This window comes from Streptomyces sp. NPDC048411, assembly GCF_040704695.1.
Taxonomy (GTDB): Bacteria; Actinomycetota; Actinomycetes; order Streptomycetales; family Streptomycetaceae; genus Streptomyces.
The window spans coordinates 49,623-67,119 of record NZ_JBEZKL010000014.1; the positions used below are offsets into that span (position 1 = coordinate 49,623).

General features: G+C 69.3%; 17 protein-coding genes. 12 read left to right on the forward strand and 5 right to left on the reverse strand.

The window, feature by feature from the left end:
- The 11 genes from pafA (at position 1) to AB0915_RS08200 (ending at position 10,865) form a co-directional block, all read left to right on the forward strand.
- Positions 1-1,362 carry a Pup--protein ligase gene (gene pafA, locus AB0915_RS08150; protein WP_366690287.1) on the forward strand — a complete coding sequence of 454 codons (1,362 nt, stop codon included), beginning with the start codon at positions 1-3 and terminating at the stop codon, positions 1,360-1,362.
- A 126-nt stretch (positions 1,363-1,488) separates the two neighbouring features.
- Complete coding sequence (locus tag AB0915_RS08155; protein ID WP_366690288.1) at positions 1,489-2,436, forward strand: FKBP-type peptidyl-prolyl cis-trans isomerase; 948 nt, start codon at positions 1,489-1,491, stop codon at positions 2,434-2,436.
- 43 nt (positions 2,437-2,479) lie between these two features.
- Positions 2,480-2,851: an FKBP-type peptidyl-prolyl cis-trans isomerase gene (locus AB0915_RS08160; protein ID WP_345513039.1), complete on the forward strand. Its 372-nt coding sequence runs from the start codon at positions 2,480-2,482 to the stop codon at positions 2,849-2,851.
- A gap of 197 nt (positions 2,852-3,048) precedes the next feature.
- Positions 3,049-4,002 carry a WYL domain-containing protein gene (locus tag AB0915_RS08165; RefSeq protein WP_366690289.1) on the forward strand — a complete coding sequence of 318 codons (954 nt, stop codon included), beginning with the start codon at positions 3,049-3,051 and terminating at the stop codon, positions 4,000-4,002.
- Positions 4,003-4,017: 15 nt separating this feature from the next.
- On the forward strand, positions 4,018-4,986 hold the full coding sequence (locus AB0915_RS08170; RefSeq protein ID WP_366690290.1) for a WYL domain-containing protein: 969 nt from the start codon (positions 4,018-4,020) through the stop codon (positions 4,984-4,986).
- Positions 4,987-4,992: 6 nt separating this feature from the next.
- The gene (locus AB0915_RS08175; RefSeq protein ID WP_366690291.1) at positions 4,993-5,271 is read left to right on the forward strand and encodes a hypothetical protein; all 279 of its coding nucleotides are present in this window, start codon (positions 4,993-4,995) and stop codon (positions 5,269-5,271) included.
- 51 nt (positions 5,272-5,322) lie between these two features.
- A complete protein-coding gene (locus tag AB0915_RS08180; protein ID WP_037700534.1) occupies positions 5,323-5,520 on the forward strand; it encodes a hypothetical protein in 198 nt (65 codons plus the stop codon).
- A 248-nt stretch (positions 5,521-5,768) separates the two neighbouring features.
- Positions 5,769-6,059 carry a Sec-independent protein translocase subunit TatA gene (gene tatA, locus AB0915_RS08185; RefSeq protein WP_266987647.1) on the forward strand — a complete coding sequence of 97 codons (291 nt, stop codon included), beginning with the start codon at positions 5,769-5,771 and terminating at the stop codon, positions 6,057-6,059.
- 61 nt (positions 6,060-6,120) lie between these two features.
- Positions 6,121-7,071, forward strand: a complete 951-nt coding sequence (tatC, locus tag AB0915_RS08190; RefSeq protein ID WP_366690292.1) for a twin-arginine translocase subunit TatC — start codon at positions 6,121-6,123, stop codon at positions 7,069-7,071.
- 18 nt (positions 7,072-7,089) lie between these two features.
- Positions 7,090-7,980 (forward strand): diacylglycerol kinase, encoded by an 891-nt coding sequence (locus tag AB0915_RS08195; RefSeq protein ID WP_366690293.1) that lies wholly within the window; start codon positions 7,090-7,092, stop codon positions 7,978-7,980.
- 50 nt (positions 7,981-8,030) lie between these two features.
- A complete protein-coding gene (locus AB0915_RS08200; protein ID WP_366690294.1) occupies positions 8,031-10,865 on the forward strand; it encodes a DEAD/DEAH box helicase in 2,835 nt (944 codons plus the stop codon).
- 256 nt (positions 10,866-11,121) lie between these two features.
- On the opposite strand, the gene AB0915_RS08205 is transcribed toward AB0915_RS08200, so the two are convergent.
- The 5 genes from AB0915_RS08205 to AB0915_RS08225 all read right to left on the reverse strand — a co-directional run bounded on the left by AB0915_RS08205 (position 11,122) and on the right by AB0915_RS08225 (position 16,524).
- Positions 11,122-11,559, reverse strand: coding sequence for an SPW repeat protein (locus AB0915_RS08205; protein ID WP_366690295.1), 438 nt, complete (start codon positions 11,557-11,559; stop codon positions 11,122-11,124).
- A 122-nt stretch (positions 11,560-11,681) separates the two neighbouring features.
- A complete protein-coding gene (locus tag AB0915_RS08210; RefSeq protein ID WP_366690296.1) occupies positions 11,682-12,641 on the reverse strand; it encodes an ADP-ribosylglycohydrolase family protein in 960 nt (319 codons plus the stop codon).
- Positions 12,638-12,913: a 2-oxoglutarate and iron-dependent oxygenase domain-containing protein gene (locus AB0915_RS08215; RefSeq protein WP_366690297.1), complete on the reverse strand. Its 276-nt coding sequence runs from the start codon at positions 12,911-12,913 to the stop codon at positions 12,638-12,640. The genes AB0915_RS08210 and AB0915_RS08215 overlap by 4 nt, the downstream gene beginning before the upstream one ends.
- Before the next feature lie 362 nt (positions 12,914-13,275).
- A complete protein-coding gene (locus AB0915_RS08220; protein ID WP_366690324.1) occupies positions 13,276-14,811 on the reverse strand; it encodes a molybdopterin-dependent oxidoreductase in 1,536 nt (511 codons plus the stop codon).
- A gap of 348 nt (positions 14,812-15,159) precedes the next feature.
- Positions 15,160-16,524: a deoxyribodipyrimidine photo-lyase gene (locus AB0915_RS08225; RefSeq protein WP_366690298.1), complete on the reverse strand. Its 1,365-nt coding sequence runs from the start codon at positions 16,522-16,524 to the stop codon at positions 15,160-15,162.
- A 306-nt stretch (positions 16,525-16,830) separates the two neighbouring features.
- Here AB0915_RS08225 and AB0915_RS08230 point away from each other — a divergent pair, with 306 nt between their 5' ends.
- Entirely contained in the window at positions 16,831-17,493 is a 663-nt protein-coding gene (locus AB0915_RS08230) for a PadR family transcriptional regulator (protein WP_366690299.1), read from the forward strand.
- Positions 17,494-17,497: the final 4 nt, after the last annotated feature.

A 17,497-nucleotide genomic window follows, 5' to 3' on the forward strand; every position in this document is an offset into this window, starting at 1 on the left:
ATGGACCGCCGCATTTTCGGGCTGGAGAACGAGTACGGCGTCACGTGCACGTTCAGGGGACAGCGCCGACTGTCTCCTGACGAAGTGGCGCGCTACCTCTTCCGCCGTGTCGTGTCATGGGGCCGCAGCAGCAATGTCTTTCTGCGGAACGGCGCCCGCCTCTACCTCGACGTGGGATCGCATCCGGAATATGCAACCCCCGAATGCGACAATCTGACCGAGCTGGTCACCCACGACAAGGCCGGCGAGCGCATTCTCGAAGGCCTGCTTGTCGACGCCGAACGCCGCCTGCACGAGGAGGGAATCGCGGGCGACGTCTACCTCTTCAAGAACAACACCGATTCGGCGGGAAACTCCTACGGGTGCCACGAGAACTACCTCGTGGCGCGGCACGGAGAATTCTCCCGGCTCGCGGACATCCTCATTCCCTTCCTCGTCACGAGGCAGCTGATCTGTGGTGCGGGCAAGGTGCTGCAGACCCCGCGCGGCGCGGTCTACTGCGTCAGCCAGCGTGCCGAGCACATCTGGGAGGGCGTCAGTTCCGCGACGACGCGCTCTCGTCCGATCATCAACACCCGTGACGAACCGCACGCGGACGCGGAGCGGTACCGCCGCCTCCATGTCATCGTCGGTGACTCCAACATGTCCGAGACGACGATGCTGCTCAAGGTCGGCGCGACGGACCTGGTACTCCGCATGATCGAAGCGGGCACGGTGATGCGTGATCTGACGCTGGAGAACCCGATCCGGGCGATCCGTGAGGTCAGTCACGACATCACCGGGCAGCGCAAGGTGCGCCTCGCCAGCGGCCGCGAGGCGTCCGCCATCGAGGTGCAGCGGGAGTACTACGAGAAGGCCGTGGACTTCGTCGACCGCCGCGGCATCCGCACCGGCACCGTCGAACAGGTCCTGGAGCTGTGGGGCCGTACGCTCGACGCGGTCGAGACCGAGGACCTCGACCGGGTCGGGACCGAGATCGACTGGGTGATGAAGTACAAGCTCATCGAGCGGTACCGGGCCAAGCACAACATGACGATGTCGCATCCGCGGGTCGCCCAGATAGACCTCGCCTACCACGACATCCACCGGCGCCGCGGGCTGTACTACCTGCTGGAGCGGAAGGGGCAGGCCGCCCGCATCTGCAACGACCTGAAGATCTTCGAGGGCAAGTCCGTGCCCCCGCAGACCACCCGGGCGCGGCTGCGCGGTGACTTCATCCGAAGGGCCCAGGAGCAGCGGCGGGACTTCACCGTCGACTGGGTCCACCTCAAGCTCAACGACCAGGCGCAGCGCACGGTGTTGTGCAAGGACCCGTTCCGTTCCGTGGACGATCGAGTGGAGAAGCTGATCGCGGGTATGTGACCAGGCGCAGGACGCGCCTCGGCTGCTGTGCGACTCGGGCCCCGTACGTTCCTCGTGCGGGGCCCTGTGCACGCCCTAGAGTGTCGGGGACCCAATCAACTGTGCCGTCTGAGATCTGAGGAACCAGTGCGCCGACTTGCCGGCCTTCTCGTTGTCCCCCTGCTGCTGTTGACAGCGGCGTGTGGCGGCAACGGCAAGGGATCCGCCTCCGCTTCAGCCTCCGCCTCGAATAACGCATTTCCCGCGATCACCGCGGGTGCGAAGTTCGGTGAGAAGCCCACTCTGTCCAAGGGAGAAGGCGATCCTCCCAAGGATCTGAAGACGCGTGTCGTCAGTGAGGGAAAGGGCGCGGCGCTGAAGAACGGCGACGCGATCCAGGTCAACTACCTGGGGCAGGCGTGGGACTCCACGAAGCCGTTCGACAACAGCTTCGACCGTAAGCAGCCGTTCGATCTGACCCTCGGTGCCGGCATGGTCATCAAGGGCTGGGACCAGGGGCTTCTCGGGAAGAAGGTCGGCAGCCGCGTCCAGCTCGTCATTCCGCCGGACCTCGGTTATGGCGCGCAGGGCCAGGGCGACATCAAGCCGAACGCCACTCTCGTCTTCGTCGTGGACATCCTGAAGGCGACGACGATCCCGGCGTCCGCCAAGGGCACCGCGGTCGCCCAGGACAACGCCGACCTGCCGAAGGTGGGTACCAACACCGACGGCAAGGCTCCGACGGTCAAGATCCCGGAGAAGACCGACCCGCCGACGAAGCTGGTCTCCAACTACATCCTGGAGTCCAAGGGTGAGGTCATCAAGGAGACCGACAGCGTCGTCGTGAATTATGTGGGCCTGCTGTGGAAGGACGGAAAGACGTTCGACAGCACGTACGCCACGGGCAAGACCCAGACCTTCCCGCTGGCCCAGGTGACCCTCAAGGGTCTGAAGAACGGGCTGATCGGCAAGAAGATCGGCAGCCGTGTCCTGCTGGTCATCCCGCCGGACCAGGCCTTCGGCGGCAAGGCTCAGCAGTCCATCCCCGCCAACTCCACGCTGGTCTTCGCCGTGGACCTGCTGGCAAAGATGTAAGACTGTCCCGGTTGCCCAGTTATTCATGTGGAGGAGCAGTTCAGTGAGCATCGAGAAGCCCGAGATCGACTTCCCGGGCGGCGAGCCGCCGGCCGACCTGGAGATCAAGGACATCTGGGAGGGCGACGGTGCGGTCGCCAAGGCCGGCGACATGGTCAAGGTCCACTACGTGGGCGTGGCCTTTTCCACCGGCGAGGAGTTCGACGCCTCGTGGAACCGCGGCACCCCGCTGCAGTTCCAGCTCGGTGTCGGTCAGGTCATCTCCGGCTGGGACCAGGGCGTGCAGGGCATGAAGGTCGGCGGCCGTCGCCAGCTGACCATCCCCGCGCACCTTGCGTACGGTGACCGCGGCGCCGGCGGCCGTATCGCCCCCGGCGAGACGCTGATCTTCGTCTGTGATCTGATCGCCGTCTGATCCGTCCCGCGGACACATCACGAGGGCCCGTGCGGGACCGCACGGGCCCTCGTTCCGTGGAGCGTGGACTCCAGGAGGGTGCTGAAGATCTTGGCCGCTTCCGCGGCGCCGAGATCTCCGGCACCCTCCTCGCTTTTGTCCGGACACTCCGGAGCGGTACGGTCGAGGGTCGTAGAGCACGTAGAGAAAGGGCGCCGATGGCGATTGCCAAGGCCGAGCGGCTGATGAACCTGGCGCTGTGCCTGCTGGGGACCCGGCGCCCGCTCAGCAAGCGCGAGCTGCGCGGGTCCATCGAGGCCTATCTGGAAGCGGGCTCCGACGACGCCTTCAACCGGATGTTCGAGCGGGACAAGGATGATCTGCGCGAGCTCGGTCTGGTCATCGAGACCGTGGAGAACCTGGACGGCGACATCGGCTATCTGGCCCGCCGGGACAGCAACCGGCTGCCGCCGATCACGCTGGACGCCGAGGAGGCCGCGGCGCTCGGCCTGGCGGCAAAGGTGTGGCAGCAGGCCCGGCTCGCGGGCGCGGCCAGTGGCGCGCTGCAGAAGCTTCGGGCCGCCGGGATGCCGGAGGCCGAGGACGCGTACGAGGTGCACAGCGCCCTCGAACCGCGTATCCCGGTCCATGAGGCAGCGTTCGAGCCGTTGATGCTGGCGTGCCGGGACCGCCGTCCGGTCACCTTCGACTACCGCAAGGCCAACGCCGCCCGCCCGGAGCAGCGCCAGGTCGAGCCCTGGACGCTCGAGTGCTGGCGCGGTCACTGGTATCTGGCCGGCTGGGACCGGGACCGTCGTGCCGAGCGGGTGTTCCGCCTCTCCAGGATCACCGGCCGGGTCCGTTCGCGGGCCGGGGTTTTCACCGCCGAGGTGCCCGACGTGGTGACCGTCCGGGAGACCGTCGAGAGCTGGGCGGGGGAGACGGCGACCCGGACCGCGCTGATCCGGTTGCGGTCCGGCTCCGGATACCCGCTGCGCTCGCGGGCGATATCGGTGCGGGAACTCGGCGACGGCTGGGACGAGTTGGAGATTCCGTACGGACACGGTCTCGACGCCTGGCTCGTCGAGTTCGGCCCGGACGTCGTCGTGCAGGAACCCGCGGATCTGCGGGCCGATGTGGTGGACCGGCTGCGCGCCGTGGCCAAGGACTGAGGAGGGACCGTATTCATGGCGACGAACGCGATCGACCAGACGCGCCGGATGCTGTCCCTCGTGACGTATCTGAGGGAGCGCCCCGGCGCCCATGTGCAGGACGTGGCCCGGGCATTCGGGATCACCGAGGACGAGCTGATCTCGGACCTCGACGTCCTGCCCATGTGCGGGACGAGCTTCCGGGGCGGCGATCTGCTGGACATCGACACCGACGGCGACCGGATCTGGTGGCACAACCCGGACGACGTGGCGGAGCCGCTGCGGCTCGCGGCGGACGAGGCGACGGCCCTGCTGGTCGCGGCGCGCGCCGTGGCGACGCTGCCGGGGCTGCGGGAGAGCGACCGGCAGGCGCTGCTGCGGGCCACCGCCAAGCTGGAGACGGCGGCCGGTGAGGTCGGGGCGGCGAGCTCCCGGCTCTCGGTCACTTTCGAGTCCGAGGGCGGCGTCTTCGCCGATGTCGACCGGGCGATCTCGGAGCGGCGCCGGCTCTGGCTGCGGTACTACTCACCCGCGCGCGACGAGCTCACCGAGCGCGAGGTGGACCCGATCCGGCTGTTCGCCGTGGGGCATACGTACATGGAGGCCTGGTGCAGGTCCTCCGAGGACCGGCGTACGTTCCGGCTCGACCGGGTCGCCGAGATCCGGCTGCTGGACGAGCCGTCCGCACCGCCGGAGCTGGAACTGCGGGACCTGTCCGAGGGGCTGGTGCAGCCGGCGGCCGAGGACCCCGAGGTGGTGATCGAGGTCGGGCCCGGCGGCCGGTGGGTCGCCGAGTACTACCCGCACGACAGTGCGGAGGAACTGGCCGACGGCGGACTGCGGATCACCTTGCGCACGCCCGATCCGGCGTCGCTGCGCAGGCTTGCGCTGCGGCTCGGCGGGGAAGGGCGCATCGTCGCCCCACCGGAGCTGGCGCGGAGCGCGCAGCAGGCGGCGCGGGCAGCGCTCGCCGCCTACGACGGCCCTGCCTGCACGAATACCTGAGGAGATATGAGCAACATGTCTGTGATGTCGGGTATCTCAACTGTGCTGGTACCGGAGTCCGTACGGTTCAAGGCGGCCTGCCCGGACTGCCGCGGGCGCTTCGAGCTCGCGGCGGGTGCCCTGCGCCTCGCCATCGGCTCCAGCCGTCGCACCACGTTCTACTCGTTCACCTGCCCCGAGTGCGGTGCCGCCGTCCGTAAGCCCGCCGGGGAGCGGATAGTGGAACTCCTCACGGGTGGGGGCGTGCGGACGCTGCGCCTCCACACCAGCTTTCAGAACTCCTGACACACCGACACCCGGCTCCTGCGACACCTAGACAACATCGAGGCTCTGCGCATGTTCTGGCCCATGCTCGCCATCGCCCTGGGATTCCTCGGGATCGCCGTCCTCGGCGTACTGGCCATCAAGGTGTTCGTCGAGGCCCAGCGCCTGGGGCGACAGGTGACCCATACCACTCGGCGCATCAACCGGGCGGCCGAGGATCTCGAACGGGCCGCAACCGATCTCGCCGCCACCGGCGAGGCGTTGCGCTGACACGGACGAGGGAGCTGTGCGCTGGACCGGTCGACCGGGGCGGGCGGGGCCTCTTGTTTCTCGGGTTCGGAGGGTACGCTGCTGGTGGCGGCCCTGAGAGCGAGGCATGGGCCGTAATCGCAAGGATGCATGGGTATTGCCCTGCGTTTACTCCTGCGGGATACGATCGCTGACAGTACGAAGATCGGACGTCTGTCCGACGCTCGATCAGCCCCACCCCTGCTGCCTCGGTGAGAAGGTACACGCATATGTTCGGAAGGCTCGGCGCTCCCGAGATCATCCTGATCCTCGTCGTCATTGTTCTGCTGTTCGGCGCGAAGAAGCTTCCTGACATGGCTCGCTCGCTCGGCAAGTCGGCCCGCATCCTCAAGAGCGAGGCCAAGGCCATGAAGTCCGAGGGTGCCGCGACGGCCACCCCTGCGGACCCGCCGAACGACGCCGCCCAGGACCAGGCCGCCCCGCGCACCATCAAGGCCGCGCCCGGCGATGTGACGAGCTCACGTCCGGTTGCCGAGCCGACCGACTCGACCAACCGCTGACAACCGGGCCGACGCAGGCGCCGTCATGGTGACGGCCTGCTGCACGAGATGAGGACGTGGGTTGCTCAAGTCTGCCCGCAAGCAGGAGACGGACCCAGAGGGCCGCATGCCCCTGGTGGAGCACCTGCGTGAGCTGCGTAACAGGCTGGCGAAGGCTCTGCTGGCGATCGTCGCCGTCACGATCGTCGCCGCGTTCTTCTACAAGGGGATCATCGAGTTCTTCACCGACCCGGTGCTCAAGGCGGTCGGTTGCCAGTCGAGCTTCGCCGAACTCGCGAAGCAGGAGGACGGAACCTGCGCGCGCATCGTCCTGAACGGTCTGCTGACGCCGTTCACCCTTGCGCTCAAGGTCTCCCTCATGGCGGGTCTCGTCCTTTCGTCGCCGATCTGGCTCTACCAGCTGTGGGCGTTCATCGCCCCCGGTCTGCACAAGCACGAGAAGAAGTACTCGCTCGCCTTCGTCGGCGCGGGCTTCCCGCTCTTCCTCGCCGGTGGCTTCTTCGCGTACAAGACGCTGCCCACGATGGCCAAGGTCCTGCTGGACTTCTCGCCGGCCGGCCTGGACAACCAGCTGCCGCTCGATGACCTGCTGGACCTGATCACGCGCATGGTGGTGGTCTTCGGACTTTCCTTCGAGCTGCCCCTGCTGCTCGTCATGCTGAACCTCGGCGGGGTCATCACCGGCAAGCGGATGCTCGGCTGGTGGCGCGGGATGATCATGGGAATCACGGTCTTCGCCGCCGTGGCCACGCCCAGTACGGACCCGCTCACCATGCTGGCCCTCGCCGGGCCGATCTGGGTCCTGTACTTCTGCGCCACGGCGGTCTCGCTCCTCAACGACCGCCGCAAGGCACTGCGCGCGGCGGCGGGACCCGCCGATGACGAGGCGTCGGAGCTGGACCTGACCCCCGAGGACATCGGTGAGGTCGAGTCGGTGTCGTCGGGCGGGTCGCTGCCCGCACAAGCGGGGCCGGACCGTGACCGGGTGAACGGTTACGACGACATCACCTGACCTTGTAAGGTCCCCCGGGTGACCAGCGAGATCACCCTTTTCGTCAATCCCACCGCAGGACGCGGCCGGGGCGCGCACGCCGCGCAGCCGGCCGCTTCCGCGTTGCGGGCCGCAGGATTCTCCGTGCGCACGGTACTGGGCGAGGACGCCGACGACGCGCTGCGGCGGGCCCGTGAGGCCGTCGCGGACGGGACCGGTGCGCTGATAGCCGTGGGCGGGGACGGCATGATGTCCCTCGCCCTCCAGGCCGTCGCCGGGACCATGACACCGCTCGGCGTCGTCGCCGTCGGCACCGGCAACGACTTCGCCCGCGCCCTCGGCCTGCCGATACGGGACCCGGCCGCGGCCGGACGGCTCGCGGCCGAGGCGCTCAAGGGCGGCAGCGTCCGCGAGATCGACCTCGGCAGGGTCGGGGAGCGATGGTTCGGTTCGGTGCTCGCCTCCGGCTTCGACTCCCGGGTCAACGACCGGGGCAACCGGATGCGCTGGGCCGGCGGGCGGTTCAAGTACGACCTGGCGATCCTCGCCGAACTCGCCGCGTTCAGACCGATCCCGTACCGCATCAGGCTCGACGGCGGGCCGGTCCAGGAGATCGAGGCGACGCTCATCGCCGTGGGCAACGGGTCCACGTACGGCGGCGGGATGCGGATTTGTGCGGACGCCGTCATGGACGACGGGCTCTTCGACGTGACCGTCGTCGGGGACTGCAGCCGTACCACCCTGCTCAAGGTGTTCCCCCGCGTCTACAAGGGCACGCACCTCGGCCATCCGCAGGTCACGGTGCACCGGGTCTCGTCGATCGAGCTGGCCGCGGCCGGTGTCACCGCGTATGCGGACGGTGAACCGCTCGGCGCCCTTCCGCTCACCGCGACCTGTGTGCCGGGCGCGGCCAGGGTTCTTGCACAGTGAATTAAAGATCGCGCTGACTGTCGGAGGCGACGGGTAGGCTCGTAACCAAGATGACAGAGGACCTCTCACCAGCTGAGCGATACCAGGCTTTCCGGATCCGCGCCGCCGAGCAGGCCACGGCGCTCGCGCCCTTCCGCGAGTTGTACGAGTTCGGTCTGGACCCGTTCCAGATCGATGCATGCAAGGCCCTGGAGGCGGGTAAAGGGGTGCTGGTCGCGGCCCCGACCGGGTCGGGCAAGACGATCGTCGGCGAGTTCGCCGTGCATCTCGCGCTGCGCCAGGGCCGCAAGTGCTTCTACACCACGCCCATCAAGGCCCTGTCCAACCAGAAGTTCACCGATCTGGTCAAGCGCTACGGCGCGGACAAGGTCGGCCTGCTGACCGGCGACAACAGTGTCAACGGGGACGCGCCCGTGGTCGTCATGACCACCGAAGTGCTGCGGAACATGCTGTACGCGGGCTCCCAGGCACTGCGCGGTCTCGGCTATGTGGTGATGGACGAGGTGCACTACCTCTCCGACCGCTTCCGTGGCGCGGTGTGGGAAGAAGTGATCATTCATCTGCCCGATTCGGTGACCCTGGTGTCGCTGTCGGCGACCGTGTCCAACGCCGAGGAGTTCGGAGACTGGCTGGACACCGTCCGCGGTGACACCGAAGTCATCGTCGCCGAAAACCGGCCCGTGCCGCTCTGGCAGCACGTCCTGGCCGGCCGCCGGATGTACGACCTCTTCGAGGAGGAGACCGACCACGGCGGCCGCGGCGTCGGCCGCCGCGAGGTCAGCCCCGACCTCGTCCGGCTCGCCCGCATCGAGAGCCAGCGCGGATACAACCCGCGCGAGCGCCGCCGCGGAAAGATGGTGAGGGAGGCCGACCGGGAGCGCGAGCGGCGCCAGCGCAGCCGGATCTGGACCCCGTCCAGACCCGAGGTCATCGACCGGCTGGACGCCGAAGGCCTGTTGCCCGCCATCACGTTCATCTTCAGCCGAGCCGGCTGCGAGGCCGCCGTGCAGCAGTGTCTCCAGGCCGGACTGCGGCTCAATGACGACAGCAAGCGCCGCCTGGTGCGGGAGATCGTCGAGGAGCGGACCGCCTCCATCCCTCCCGAGGATCTCCATGTCCTCGGCTACTACGAGTGGCTCGAAGGTCTGGAGCGCGGCATCGCCGCGCACCACGCGGGCATGCTGCCGACCTTCAAGGAAGTCGTCGAGGAACTGTTCGTACGCGGGCTCGTCAAGGCGGTCTTCGCGACGGAGACCCTCGCCCTCGGCATCAACATGCCCGCGCGATCGGTGGTCTTGGAGAAGCTCGTCAAGTGGAACGGCGAGCAGCACGCCGACATCACCCCGGGCGAGTACACCCAGTTGACCGGGCGCGCCGGGCGGCGGGGGATCGACATCGAGGGCCATGCGGTGGTGCTGTGGCAGCGCGGCATGGACCCGGGGGCGCTGGCCGGACTCGCGGGTACGCGCACGTATCCGCTGCGGTCCAGCTTCCGGCCCTCGTACAACATGGCCGTGAACCTGGTGCAGCAGTTCGGGCGGCACCGGTCGCGCGAACTGCTGGAGACCTCGTTCGCCCAGTTCCAGGCCGACCGCTCGGTCGTCGGGATCTCCCGGCAGGTACAGAGGAACGAGGAGGGGCTCGAGGGCTACCGCGAGGGCATGACCTGTCACCTCGGCGACTTCGAGGAGTACGCACGGCTGCGCCGTGACCTGAAGGACCGGGAGACGGAACTCGCCAAGCACGGCGCGTCACAGCGGCGGGCCGCCGCAGCGGCGTCGTTGGAGAAGCTGAAGCCGGGCGACGTCATCCATGTCCCGACCGGGAAGTTCGCCGGGCTGGCCCTGGTGCTGGACCCGGGGCTGCCCGCCGGGCGGGCCAACACGCATCGCGGGCTCGAATACCACGACGGGCCGCGGCCGTTGGTGCTCACCGCCGAGCGGCAGGTCAAGCGGCTCGCGTCGATCGACTTCCCCGTGCCGGTCGAGGCGGTGGAGCGGATGCGGGTGCCGAAGTCGTTCAACCCGCGGTCGCCGCAGTCCAGGCGCGATCTGGCGTCGGCCCTGCGGACCAAGGCGGGGCACATCGTGCCGGAGCGGCACCGCAGGGGGCGGGCCGAGGCCGCCGACGACCAGCAGATCGCCCGTTACCGGGCCGAGTTGCGGGCCCACCCGTGCCATGGGTGCAACGAGCGCGAGGACCATGCGCGGTGGGCGGAGCGCTACCACCGGCTGCAGCGGGACACGAAGCAGCTGGAGCGGCGGATCGAGGGGCGGACGAACACGATCGCCCGCACCTTCGACCGGATCGTGGCGCTCCTCACCGAGCTCGACTATCTGCGGGGCAATGAAGTCACCGAGCACGGGCGGCGATTGGCCCGGCTCTACGGTGAACTGGACCTGCTGGCCAGCGAGTGCCTGCGGGCAGGGGTCTGGGAAGGGCTGAATCCGGCGGAGCTCGCCGCGTGTGTGTCTGCGCTGGTGTACGAGGCGCGGCAGGCGGACGATGCCGTGGCGCCGAAGCTGCCGTCCGGCCCGGCGAAGACGGCGATGGCCGAGATGGTCCGTATCTGGGGACGACTCGATGCCCTCGAGGAGGACTTCAAGATCAACCAGGCGGAGGGGGTCGGGCAGCGGGAACCCGATCTCGGATTCGCCTGGGCCGTCTACATGTGGGCGTCGGGGCGGACGCTGGACGAGGTGCTGCGCGAGGCGGACATGCCCGCGGGGGACTTCGTACGGTGGTGCAAGCAGGTCATCGATGTGCTGGGGCAGATCGCGGCCGCGGCGCCGCCGGGCGCGGGCGCCGGGTCCGTGGCGCGCACTGCACGCAAGGCAACGGATGCGGTGCTCCGGGGGGTTGTGGCGTACAGCTCGGTGGGGTGACGGGGTGTGTGCTGCGGGTTCGGTCGACCGGGCCTCGGGTGGGGCGCCTGCGGCGGTCCTGCCCGAGCCCGCCCCTTCCCGTGCGGATGCGGCGCCGCGGATCGTGGGGGCGGAGCGTGCGTAGCCCGCGCACGGTTGCTGGTGGACGTGGTACCCCGCGGACCCTCCCCGGACGTGCCTCGGCCGGTCCGCTGGGTGCCGACCGGCCGGAAGCTCACGCTCCTTCGTCGTTCAGGGACCGCCAGGGGGTGCCCCCCTAGGTTCGATTGCTCTTCATCGCCACTCCAACGCAGGCCAGCCCCAGCAGGACGGCCAGACCGCCGATGATGACGTTGTTGAGGATGACGCCCATGTCGGGGCTGCTGGCGACGACCCACGGCGAGATGATCATCCAGATACCCATGGCGCAGATGGCCCAGCTCAGGCCGTACATCCGGTCCGGCATCACCGTGAACCCGAGTCCCAGCACCGCGATCGCGATCCCCATGATCAGGTTGTGCTGCACGAGGGTGGGCTGGCTTGCAGTGAAGTGAAGTACCCAGGGCGAGACGGCGCAGTAGAGACCGACGAGGAACACCGGTCCGTCGACGAGCGCCACATCGCGACCACCGAGCATGCGGGCATAGCGCTCCCGCATTTCGGAAACATCCGGGTGACTGGTGATGTCAGCGCGGGTGTGTGAGACGTTGGACATGAGAGTCGTCTCCTTCGATCCTGCAGGCCCGACCGCGGTGTGAGGGGAGTGTGCTGTAGGCGCCTGCTCCACCATTCTGCGCTTATCTCAGCCTTATGTGTACATTTCGGGCCGCGTGGATCTTATGATCCCTGGGCGTCCAGACGCCGGGCCAGGGCCGCCAGCTCGGGTGTGCGCAGAACCCGGTCCCCGTACCCCGGTAGAGGGACGTGCAGGGGCTCCGTCCAGCGTGGCGGGATCGCGCCCATGCCGTACACCGCCCCGGTCAGGGCGCCGGTCACGGCCGCGACCGTGTCGGTGTCCCCGCCGACGTCGATCGCCGCTGCCAGCGAGGCTTCGAAGGTATGTGTCGTGCGCAGCGCCCAGACCGCTGTCCCCAGGCACGGCCACACCGCCCCGTTGAACTCCGTCGCCAGACCCGGATGCCAGCCCGGTGCGAGGACGGTCGCCCAGCGTTCGCGCCGGTCGTCGTGTACGTCGGCCAGGGTGCCCGGCACGGCTGCGAGCGGGTCGTCGCCGTTCAGCGCCACCCGGATCAGCTCTTGGAGGACGGCTGTGCCTTCCCAGGCGGCGCCGTCGCCATGCGTCAGTGCCGCGATCCGGCGGGCGGCGTCCATCGTCGTGGCCCGCGCCGCCGGCTCCGGGCCGTTGGTCCGCGCGAAGTACACGGCGGAGGTGGCGGCCCGCATCAGCGAACCGTTGCCCGCCGCCCGCCCGTTGACCTGGAAGTGCAGAGCGGCGGCCCGGTCCCAGGGGTCGCCGCTCGTCAGGACGCACTCGGTCTGCAGGCCGATGTCCTTCGGCTCACCCGCCGCCCACCGCCGGAACCGGTCGAAGATGTCGGGCAGATCGAGCCCGTCCCGCTCCAGCAGCGACTCACCGACCAGTACGGCCATCTGCGTATCGTCCGTCGCCTCGCCCGGATCCCAGCCACCGCCCCCGCACATCGTGCCGAAGCCGTCGGGGAAGCGGTCCGCGTACACACCCGCGGGCCCGAACTCGAACGGCGCCCCGAGCGCGTCGCCAACCGCCGAACCGACCACGGCGCCCACCACGCGGTCCTGTCTGGTCCCTTGGCTCATGGCTCGGGGACGTAACCGCGACGGTTGGACGAGTTCCCGATCCAGCACGCCCTCTGCTCCTGTAGGGGCTGGGCGAAGAACGACTTCGCTGCGGCGGGCAGCTGGTCGAGGAGGGCCGGGTCGATGCCGTGGCCGGACAGGTAGAGGAATCCGTTCTCACGGGCGCCGTGGCCCAACTCGGCCACGGCGCAGGCGCGTTCCCCAGCATGGTCGCTGTGGCGCAGGGGCGTGATGTCCACGACCGGCAGCTCGGTGAAGGGGGTCGCGAACATCAGCGGGCGCCTTCCGCTACGGACGCGGATACGGGATGGAGGCCCGCTCCGGCGCAGTGTAGCGCGGCGAGGAGCCCTTCGGCGGCGGTGATCTGGAACGTCCGGGTGTACGGGGTGCCCCGTGCGGCGCAGCGGCCGGAGCCGCATGCCTGCCAGATGGCAGAAATGGGGGAGAACCTGTTTCCGCTGCCTGACACAGCCGTCTCCGGGCGGCGCCGAAGTGCTCACCGTGGCAGCGCACGGCAGAGGCCGGCCGGGGCGCTGACGCAACCCCGGCCGGTCCGTGGTGTCCCTGTGGTGCCACTGCGGGGGCACCAGGACGGTGTCGACGAAAATGACAGTGCCTGCGGGGGGAGAGCGGGTCAGGACACGTCGACCACCACCGAGTGCCAGCCGGTCGCACCGTCCGGGACGGTGCCGACGCGTTCGCCGGTCTGAGTGGCACCCGTCCCGTCGGTCGCACGGACCTCCAGCGTGTGATTGCCGGAGGTGGCCGGCCACTCCCACACCCACTGGCGCCAGGTGTCCCGGCTGTCCTGAGCCGCGAGCCGGGCCCGATGCCACGGGCCGCCGTCCACCCGGACCTCCACCCGCGAGATCCCCCGGTGCTGGGCCCAGGCCACCCCGGCGACGGGCACGATGCCGGACTTCGGTGAGGCGAACGGACGCGGCGTGTCGATCCGCGACTCCGTCTTGACCGGCGCCTGCTGGGACCAGCTGCGCCTGACCCAGTACGCGTCGTACGAGGCGAACGTCGTCAGCTCGATGTCCTTGATCCACTTGCAGGCCGAGACGTACCCGTAGAGTCCCGGCACCACCATGCGGACCGGGAAGCCGTGCGCGAACGGCAGGGGTTCGCCGTTCATGCCGAGGGCGAGGATCGCGTCGCGCCCGTCCATGACCGTCTCGACCGGCGTGCCGATCGTCATGCCGTCGACGGAACGCGCCACGACCTGGTCGGCGGGCCCGCCCTGCGACGGCGGCTTCACGCCGGCCTCGCGCAGGAGATCGGCCAGCCGCACACCGATCCACCGGGCATTGCCGACGTACGGGCCGCCGACCTCGTTGGAGACACACGCCAGGGTGATGTCGCGCTCGATGATCTCCCGCCCCAGCAGGTCCCGGAAGCTGAGCGCGAGCGGGCGGGTGACCCCCTTGCCATGGATCCGCAGCCGCCACGAATCGGCGTTGATGCGGGGCACGACCAGGGCGGTGTCCACCCGGTAGAAGCTCTTGTTCGGGGTGATGAACGAGCTCAGGCCCCGGATCCGCAGATCCGCTTTGGGTGGTACGGCGGCCGCCGGTGAATCGGGGACCGGGAGGACCAGATCATGCCGTGAGGCGGTGGCCCCGGCCTGCACGGCGGACGTGAGCCGCCGTCCCAGGAACCCCGCACCGGCCGAGGCCGCCGCCGCAGCGGTCGCCGCGATCACGAAACCGCGCCGGTCGAAGGTGCCGTCCCGCTGCCCGTCCCTCTCTCCAACCGCGGGAGAGGGACGGAGCACCGGGCCGAGCCGTCCGACCAGGAGAGAGAGCACCCCTGCGGCCAGGACGGCACCCACCATCGAGGGCACGGCATCGGCGGGGCTGCCTCCCGGCCGTCCCACCGCCGCCACCGCCCCGACCACGCCGAAGACCAGAACGGCCGCCGAGCCGAGCAGCCGGTGCCGCAGCGCCAGCAGCCCGACCGCCACGGCGAAAACCGCCAGCAGCGCCAGGATGCCCAGTTCGAGCACCAGCTTGTCGGTAGTGCCGAAGTGCCGTACGGCGAAGTCCTTCAAGGCCGGGGGAGTGCGGTCGATGACCGTCCCGCCCACCGCCACGACCGGACCCGCCTCCGGACGTACGACAGCCGAGACCAGTTCGGCCACGGCCAGGGCGCAGAACCCGGCGATCAGACCGCTGAGCCCGGCGAGACCGGAACGTTCCCAGCGGGACCGCCGGGACCCGGAAGTCCTTCGCTGCTGCACGTCGTTCTGTTTCTCGTTCACATCCGTTGATTCGGCGTCGGACGCCCGGCGGATTGGGTCCGTCACCCGATCGGATGAGAGGCGGTCATCGGCCAATCCGTGTCGGCCCCGGCCACGAATCACCCTTCGAGGGGCCCTTTGAGGGGGCCCGTTCGGCGTACACCGGCCCGCCCGGCGCGGGCCGGAAGCGAGGGACCGGAGGAACCGGCATGGCACGCAATCGGCGGCGGACAGTTGTGGTTGGCCAGCCGGCAGCGGGCAGCCGGTGGTCAGCTGTCAGCCGAGGCCGCGCGCCCGTTCGAAGCGGGCGCGGGCCTCGGCCAGATCCACCACCGGGTCCGGATACCGGAGCCGGGCCCGGTCCGGGCCGGTGAGCTTCCACGGCTCGTGAACCGCGGCGCCGTCCAGGTCCGCCAGTTCCGGCACCCAGCGCCGTACGTATGCGCCCCGCGGATCGAACCGCTTGCCCTGGATCAGCGGATTGAGTACGCGGTTGGGGCGGGTGTCCGTACCGGTGCCCGCCACCCACTGCCAGTTGAGCTGATTGTTCGCCAGGTCCCCGTCGACCAGCAGATCGAGGAAGTGCCGGGCGCCGACGCGCCAGTCCACGTACAGCGTCTTGGTGAGGAAACTCGCGACCAGCATCCGTCCCCGGTTGTGCATCCAGCCCTCGTGCGCCAGCTGTCGCATCGCCGCGTCGACCAGCGGATAGCCGGTGAGCCCGGCACGCCATGCCTCGATCTCGTCGGGGTCGGACCGCCACCGGTCGCCGCGCGGACGGTAGTCGGCCCATGCGGCGTCCGGCCGGGCGGCGAGAACCTGGTGGTGGAAGTCCCGCCAGGCCAGCTGCCGTACGAACGCGTCGGCGCCCGGTCCGCCCTTCTCCCGTGCCCGGTGCACCAGTTCGGCCGCGGAGAGGCAGCCGAAGTGCAGAAACGGCGACAGCCGGGATGTCGTGTCCCCGGCGAGATCGTCGCGGCCGGTCCCGTAGTCGGCCATCGGGCCGTGCAGCCAGGAGGCCAGCAGCCTGCGCCCTGCCGTCTCTCCGCCCTCGGCAAGCCCCGGGGAGACGCCCCGCACCTCCGCTCGCGTGGGCAGCGGTGCGGACGTAGCCGCGTCCGGCACCCGTACCGTCCGCGGCGCGGCCAGTGTGCCCCGTACCCCTGCCGCCACCCAACGGCGAAAGTACGGGGTGAACACCGCGAAATGGTCACGGCCCGCCGGGACGACCAGGCCCGGAGCGAGCGCGGTGACCACCGCGTCATGGACGTGCAGGGCGCAGCCGACAGCCCCGAGAGCCGTACGCAGGCGCTCCTCGCGTTCCCTCGCGTACCCGCTCACCCCGGCCGCGATGTGCAGACTCTCCGCACCCGTCTCCGCGACCGCGGCGCAGGCCCCCGCGACCACGTCGGTGCTGCGGACGACCAGCCGGCCGCCGCGGCGGCGCAGCCCCGCGTCGAGATCGACGAGGCAGTCGGCGAGGAACGCCCGCCGGTTCGGCGCGTCGAAACCGGTCCGGCGGATGCCGTCGTCCTGGACGAAGAGGGGGACGACGAAATCCGCGTCGCGCACCGCGGCATGCAGCACGGGGTTGTCGTGCAACCGAAGATCGGAGGTGAACAGCGCCACCGAGACGGTCATGGGAGGGGGCTCCTCAGGCGGTCGGGAAGGTCAGCAGTGCCAGTGGTGCGGACGTCGGCCGCGCGGAGCCGCTGGTCGGCTCGACGCACGGCTTCTTTCACGCGGGCTTCCTCCCAGGATGCGCATCGGTTTCGTGAGGTGATCCGGAGCCGACGGCAGCGCGGATTGGTCAGTGCGTGAAATCTTTCCACGCCGCCGCTAATTCGCGATACATCGCGGTTGACGCGTAAGGGTGCTCGCGATATGTTCGTATACGAGTATTCGACGACGAAGTGACAAACCGGCGAAGTGAAGGGCGGTGGGTTGGTGGCCAAGCGGCGCAAGCTCGGCAATCCACTGGCGCTCACGGTGATGGTGCTGCTCGCCGAGCGGTCCATGCATCCGTACGAGATCGCCCAGACGCTTCGCCGGCGCGGCAAGGAACACAGCGTCAAGATCAATTTCGGCTCGTTGTACACCGTGGTCCAGAACCTGGAGAAGCACGGGTACGTCGAGGTGGCCGGCGTGCAGCGCCAGGGCAACCGCCCCGAGCGCACGCTCTACGGCATCACCGAGGCCGGGCGTGCCGAGATGGTCGACTGGCTCTCCGATCTGCTCGCCGTTCCGGCCGCCGAGTACCCGGTCTTCGAGACCGCGCTCTCACTGCTGCCGGTGCTGCCTCCGGAGAATGTCGCGGAGCTGCTGGGAGCCCGGGAGGCGGCGCTGGCGGTCCAGTCCGCGGCGATCCGGGGCATCCTCGGCCAGCTGACGGAGAAGCTGCCCCGGGTCTTCGTGGTGGAGATCGAATACCAGCTCCACATGATCGATGCCCAGCTGGAGTGGATCAAGAAATTCCGTACCGAGATTCTCGACGCCACGATCAGTGGCATCGAGGAGTGGAAGTCCTTCCATGAGACCGGCGAGGTTCCGCAGGACTGGCAGGACCTGAGCGAACAGGAGATCGTCCTCGATCCCGAGCGGAAGGCGTAGCGCC